6 protein-coding genes and 1 pseudogene are annotated in these 6,277 nt (G+C 40.0%); 6 read left to right on the top strand and 1 reads right to left on the bottom strand.

Going from position 1 to position 6,277, the window contains the following annotated elements:
• The 4 genes from EA341_RS18640 to EA341_RS18625 form a co-directional block, all read left to right on the top strand.
• On the top strand, nt 1-1,491 hold a 1,491-nt coding region (locus EA341_RS18640; protein WP_293016685.1), incomplete at its 5' end, for a TonB-dependent receptor.
• An 11-nt stretch (nt 1,492-1,502) separates the two neighbouring features.
• A complete protein-coding gene (locus EA341_RS18635) occupies nt 1,503-2,156 on the top strand; it encodes a hypothetical protein (protein ID WP_293016684.1) in 654 nt (217 codons plus the stop codon).
• A 97-nt stretch (nt 2,157-2,253) separates the two neighbouring features.
• On the top strand, nt 2,254-3,324 hold the full coding sequence (locus EA341_RS18630) for a sensor histidine kinase (RefSeq protein ID WP_293016683.1): 1,071 nt from the start codon (nt 2,254-2,256) through the stop codon (nt 3,322-3,324).
• A complete protein-coding gene (locus EA341_RS18625) occupies nt 3,321-4,073 on the top strand; it encodes a LytTR family DNA-binding domain-containing protein (RefSeq protein ID WP_293016681.1) in 753 nt (250 codons plus the stop codon). Before EA341_RS18630 ends, EA341_RS18625 begins: the two co-directional genes overlap by 4 nt.
• An 88-nt stretch (nt 4,074-4,161) precedes the next feature.
• Here the strand turns inward: EA341_RS18625 and EA341_RS18620 are convergent, their stop codons facing one another.
• Complete coding sequence (locus tag EA341_RS18620) at nt 4,162-5,370, bottom strand: ATP-binding protein (protein WP_293016680.1); 1,209 nt, start codon at nt 5,368-5,370, stop codon at nt 4,162-4,164.
• Nucleotides 5,371-5,446: 76 nt separating this feature from the next.
• Between EA341_RS18620 and EA341_RS19050 the strand changes: the two genes are divergently transcribed.
• The gene (locus EA341_RS19050) at nt 5,447-5,755 is read left to right on the top strand and encodes a DUF4221 family protein (protein ID WP_367127861.1); all 309 of its coding nucleotides are present in this window, start codon (nt 5,447-5,449) and stop codon (nt 5,753-5,755) included.
• A gap of 332 nt (nt 5,756-6,087) precedes the next feature.
• A pseudogene (locus EA341_RS18615) lies at nt 6,088-6,277 on the top strand (Fic family protein); the annotation flags it as partial.

Here is a 6,277-nt window from a genome sequence, read left to right as displayed (position 1 = left end):
GACTTTCCATTAAGAAATCAAGGTGATATCAGCCTTATGTCTGTTGGTGGGGGATATACCCAAACCTTAGCCGGAGAAAAAAGCAGCTTGACAGCTTCTGCCAATTACTTTGACCTTTCACCCTATCAGTCATTGATCAAGCAGAATTTTGATTGGGAAAGGGCTCCCTATGGTTGGGATGTGGAAGTATCAGGCAGACAGAGATGGGGAAAAAGCGGAATCGTCAAAGCTTATCTCCATACAGAATCCAGTGGAATGAAAATCTGGCAACCCATGCCTGGCTCAGAAGGCAGAGGCCAATTGGTAGGTGTACAAAACCATTACACTTTTGGTCAGGGGTCTTTCAAACAGGTTGGTAAAAATGATTGGAGCTATTATGGGGGGATTTCTTATTCCAACAATGTGGATGACTTTGAATTGGATCAGTTGAATGTCCGTAACCAAAACCAGGTTTTGCACAGCAAGGCGGTGGCGATAAAAGGATTTTCGGATAAATTCTCCATCAAAACAGGCTTGGAATCCTACCTATACAGGTATGAAGAACAATTGAAATCCGAGAATTTAAGCAGGGATTTTCAGGATCACCACACCGTTTTATTCACAGAAGCAGATTATTATGTGTCCAATAAATTGATTTTACGAGGTGGATTAAGGGCTGGAAACAGCAGCCTTGCCGAACAAACCTGGTTGGATCCCAGAATTTCCATAGCGTATAAATTTAAACATGAGGGGCAACTTTCCTTGGCTGCCGGACAGTTCAGTCAGATGCCGGTGGAGCAGTTGCGCATATTGGATCAAAGCCTGCAGAATACCCGTGCTGAACATTTGATATTGAATTACTTTTTGAGTAAAAATGGAAGAACAGTTCGTGCTGAGGCATTCTACAAAGACTATAAGGAACTCATCACTTATGAAGTGGCCCAACTATTTCCTATGCCCATTGGCTTCGACAACATTCAGCAAAACGGTGAGGGTTATGCTCGGGGCATGGATTTTTTTTACAGAGACCAGAAGAGTTTCAAAAACACGGATTACTGGGTGACTTACAGCTTTGTGGACAGCAAGAGGCAGTTTGCCCATTTTACTGAAATGGTGCAACCGGGCTTTGCGCCAAGGCATAATGGATCGGTAGTGGTTAAGCATTTCATTCAGCCCTTACAGTCCCAGTTGGGCGTGTCCTTCAGCTTCAACGATGGCTATACCTACGATAATCCTAACCTGCCGGGACAGATGAATGCCAAGACGAAAAGCTTTCAAGACCTGAGTTTGGGTTGGAGTTACCTGCCAAGACCTAATTTGATTATCCACTTGGCCTGCTCTAATGTATTGGGGAGAGACAATATTTTCGGATACCAATACGCCAATGAAATCAATGAAAACGGAATTTATGAAGGCATGCCCATCAGGCTTCAGGCACCTAGATTTCTTTTTTTGGGAATCTTCCTGACCCTTTCCAAAGACAAAAACGCAAATAATTTAAATAACTTATAAACCATAAAATTATGAAAAAGTACAGTTTAGCATTCATCGTCATGATGCTTATTTCTTTGATAACTCAAGCATCCAATGAAGCCTATGAAAAGGCAATGCAAAAAGAATTGCAACAAATGAAAGTTGCCAAAAGTCCGGAAGACCTTCAAAAAGTAGCCAATGGCTTTTCCAGGATCTCAGAAATGGTGCCTGAGGAATGGTTGCCTGATTACTATGCTGCTTTGGCTTTGGTGAACGCAGGATTCAGAAGTCAAGGAGAATTGGAAGAAAAGGATGCCTTTTTTGCACAAGCCAAAAAGCATGCGGATAAAGCAGCAAAAATATCTCCCAATAATTCTGAAATAGTAGCTTTACAAGGGTTTGTCACCATGGGTGAATTATCTGCTGATCCCAACTCCCGTGGGCAGCATTTGTCTGGCGTGGCCATGCAAACTTTTGGCAAAGCCGTTGACTTGAACAGGCAAAACCCAAGGGCCATCATGATGCTTGGTCAGATGGAGTTGGGAATGGCGCAGTTCTTTGGGCAGGGTCCTGGAAAAGCCTGCGGTTTGATCAATGCCAGTTTGGAATTGTTTGAGAAAGAAGGGGCTATCAAAGAAGAAGGGACGCTTTTGCCAACTTGGGGAAAGGAAATGGCGCTTCAGATAAAGGAAACCTGTCAATAGTTTAAGGAGGAAGGACCTGCCAGATTTTTAATACTTGGCAGGTCTGGAATTTTGGAAACAATAAACTAATTCAATAGCTTTAAAAAAGCCTCATAACATGCAACAAGAATCTCTTTTCAGTTCCGATAGTATCTTCAGGTCACTCTGGAAATTTATCTTGTTGAATATTGGCATTGTTTTCATACTGCTTATAGTTCAATGCCCTTCCTGCTTATTTTCCTGGGAGGGTTTAGTTTCCAGAAGAAATGAACTGATTTTTTCTTTCTTGATGTCATCAGCTTTAAGTTTTGGTGGGTATTATGTTGACCATTTTTTTGAGGGGAGAATTTCTTGGATCAAGGAACCCTTTAAAAGGTTCTTGGCGACTGTAATTACCTATATGGTTTATTCCTTTGTGGTGAGTTTTATCCTCATTTCGGGTATGGTTTTGGTTCTTGTGGAAGAAGTCAATATCCATAATATTTCTTGGTCTCGAATGTTGGAAAACACTATCATGCCTACCATTATCGCATTTATAATCATTTCCATATTTATTTCAAGAGGATGGCTGATGGAATGGAGAAATGTAGCCATTGAAGCTGAAAAATTACGTTCCGAAAAGCTCGCAAGTCAATACCAGTCTCTCAAAGACCAGTTGAATCCCCATTTCCTATTCAACTCGCTCAATGTATTGAGTAACCTGGTCTATGAAAGTGCCGACCGTTCTGCAGAATTTATACAGCAATTGGCGAAAATCTACCGCTATGTGCTGGATGTACAGCAGGAAGAACTGGTTGATCTGGATGCGGAATTGGTTTTTGCTGAGAATTACCTCAGTTTACAAAAGCTCAGGTTTGAGAAAAATCTGGAATACTTTATCGATGTACAGGAGACCCAAGGCTATTACCTGCCGCCACTTTCCTTACAACTGTTGTTAGAAAACGCAGTCAAACATAACATTGCCAGCAAAGAAAAGCCCTTGAAAATCATGATTCAAAAGGAAGATAACCGTTTGATCGTCAGAAATATTCTCCAGCCTAAGAATTCCCCAAGCGATGAAGGATCAGGAATTGGATTGGAAAATATCAGGCAGCGCTATGCTCTTTTGAGTAAGGAAAAGCCGGAAATCAGGGAATCCTCGACTGAGTTTATCGTGGTTTTACCCCTTTTAAAAGTGGAAGGAAAATGAAAATACTGATAATAGAAGATGAAGGTCCGGCATTTAGAAGACTGGAAAACCTGATTTTGGAACAGATGCCGGAAGCCAAAATAGTAGGAAACCCCGATGCTGTGGAATCGGCGATTGATTGGTTTAAGAAAAACCCCCATCCTGATTTGATATTTTGTGATATACAGTTAGCAGATGGGTTGAGTTTTGAAATTTTCGAAAAAGTAGCCGTGCAGTGTCCGATTATTTTCACTACCGCATTTGACCAATACGCCATAAAGGCCTTCAAGCTGAATTCTGTTGATTACCTACTCAAGCCTATAGATCCAAAGGAACTCCGGGCAGCCATCAATAAATACAGGCAGATGAAAATCGGAATGCAGGTAGATATTTCTGAGCTGAAATCCCTATTGCAAAAGGAAAATAAGGAATACAAATCCCGCTTTATGGTCAAGTTTGGGGAAAAAATCCAGAGTGTGCAGACTTCCGAAACAGCTTTCTTTTTCAGTGAGGAGAAAGTCACCTTCCTGCAAACCAGAAGCGGGAGAAAATATATCCTGGATTATACTTTGGATCAATTGGAAAGCATGTTGGATCCAAAACAGTTTTTCAGACTTAATAGAAAGTACATCGCCTCATTCGAATCCATTACCGAAATCCATACCTATTCCAATAGCCGCCTTAAAATCAAGCTTTCCGATTGTGGAGACAATGATATTCTGGTCAGTAGGGAAAAGGTGGGGGCGTTGAAGGAGTGGTTGGATGGATGATGCTTGGATTTACGAATGATGAATTACGATTTACGATTTAAGAATTACCCTGTTTGGAATGTCTTATAATAGATGGGTCCAATATTCATTAAATAAATCTCCTGAAAAAATCTTCCGACCAAGGTTGCATGGTAGCAAACTGAAAATTAAAACCGGGATAGGTATTTATAAACAATTGGTACTTTTTGATTTTTGCCAATCTCTCATCAAACTTTGCTTCAATTGCCAATGGAGGATTTTCATTAGGCAGAACAAAGTCAATTTCTTTACCATCAGCTGTTCTCCAGAACCTGATACCATCTAGTCCAAATTTGTCTGCCAATAATCTAAAAACAGCCTGTTCCCACAATTCCCCTTTATCAAACCTTTGGTTAATGGGGTTGAAGTTATTGAGAAGGGAATTTCTCAATCCTTGATCCAGTAGAAATCCCTTAGGCATTTTCACCAACTCCTTTCTGATATTTGCATAAAAAGGGCGTATCAATGTCAGGTGAAAACATTTTTCCATAACCTCCAGATAGTTTTGGATGGTTTCGTTTCTTGATTTGAGTGTGTTGCTCAATTCATTCACATTGACCAATTGACCTGTTTGTGATGCCAGAATCTGGAATAGCCGGTAGAATACTGCTTCATTTTGGACACCGGATTCGACAATGTCTCTTTTGATAAACGAATCCCTTATCTCCTTCAGCATTTCTTTCTTTTCCGGAATGGAGGTTTCTGTGATTACTGCCGGGTATCCTCCAAAGAGCATATACGCCTCCCATTCCAGGCGCAACAAGTCCAATTTAAGGCTTTTGGCCATAGGCTGTTCTTTGATTCTGATTACTTCCTCCCAAAGGTTTGACTTGCCCTGCAGCATCAAGTAATCTTCAAAATCACAGGTCAACAAATGAAAAATTCTTTTTCTTCCAGCAAGTGAATCTTTAAACTTTGAATCAATATAAAAGGCACTGCTTCCACTAGCGACTATTTTTACTTTGTCATGGAACTCATCATAAATCAATTTCAAAAAATTGGAGGGATCAGATAAATACTGTATTTCATCTAAAAAAACAACAGTCTTTTTCTCTTGACTTGGGAGATATGCGAGGAGATTTAAGGGATTGTCATTCAATTCTGCCAATAAAGTTTTGTTTTCCAGATTAATAAAAACCTCGGGAATACCCTCACCCTTACAATATGATTTCAGGTCATGTAATAAGGTGGATTTACCTGTTTGCCTAGCACCAGTTACTATCGTAAATTCCTTTTTTGGGAGATGCTGCAATAACTTTTTATATAACTTTCTTTTCATCTTAATAGCTTACCCAAACAATAATAGTAAAAATATCCGATAATTTATCTAGTATACTAGTAAAAATATCGGATAAATTACCTATTGTACTAGTAAAAATATCCGATTTAATCCTGTCCTTTGCCATCAGCACCCAACCAAAATCAAGCTTTTTTCTGTTTGGAATGATTGGGGTGACGGACTTAGTATTTACCGCAATTTTGGAGAGGATATCAACTTTACTGCCCCGGTATGGGACAAAGAAAATCAGGTTTACTACCGCTTTGCCTACTTTAGGAAATACAAGGAATTAGATGGAAAGCAGGAACCCGCTGGCGCTGAAGTATATTTAATTGTGTTGGACAAGGGTTTTCAATTACTTTCAGAAACTCCAATGGAAACCTAACCAAAAATCCCCAGCCGCCATTTCGCCAAAGATGGCAAAATCTGGGTGTTTGAAAATATGGAAGACGAGATGGCTTTCGTACGTTTAAGCTTCTGACTCTGGTCTTAAGGTATTCATGCCACGACTCAAAGTCGTGGCATTAACTCTTTAAATCTAACCTCAAATTACCCATTTTTTAATGCCAACTGCTTAAACTGACCTCAATGTTAATGTCAGGTTTTTCATCTGACATTAAAAATTCAAAAATTTAATGTCAACCTACTTGTTCCACACAGATTTTAATGCCACATTTGTATTCTGACATTAAAATAACCAAAATTTGATGTTAAAATATGGCGTATCTCATTAACCCCGACAGAACAAAACCTTGGAACAATCTTCCGGAACTCCCTATAGAAGAACAGTATTACCGGGATTTGGATATTTTCGAGCAATTGGGAGAGGCCAAGGCGGCCATAGCCAGGTTGCAGGGAAGAAGTGCGGCGATACCCAATCAGGGAATGCTGATCAATACCATCAGTT

Source organism: Mongoliibacter sp., assembly GCF_007692705.1.
GTDB lineage: Bacteria > Bacteroidota > Bacteroidia > Cytophagales > Cyclobacteriaceae > Mongoliibacter.
This window is presented reverse-complemented; position numbering and strand designations above follow the sequence as displayed.

Bases quoted from the DNA above. Each gene is read 5' to 3' on its own strand.
- EA341_RS18635 (WP_293016684.1), top strand. From the start codon at position 1,503: ATGAAAAAGTACAGTTTAGCATTCATCGTCATGATGCTTATTTCTTTG.
- EA341_RS18630 (WP_293016683.1), top strand. From the start codon at position 2,254: ATGCAACAAGAATCTCTTTTCAGTTCCGATAGTATCTTCAGGTCACTC.
- EA341_RS18625 (WP_293016681.1), top strand. From the start codon at position 3,321: ATGAAAATACTGATAATAGAAGATGAAGGTCCGGCATTTAGAAGACTG.
- EA341_RS18620 (WP_293016680.1), bottom strand. From the start codon at position 5,370: ATGAAAAGAAAGTTATATAAAAAGTTATTGCAGCATCTCCCAAAAAAG.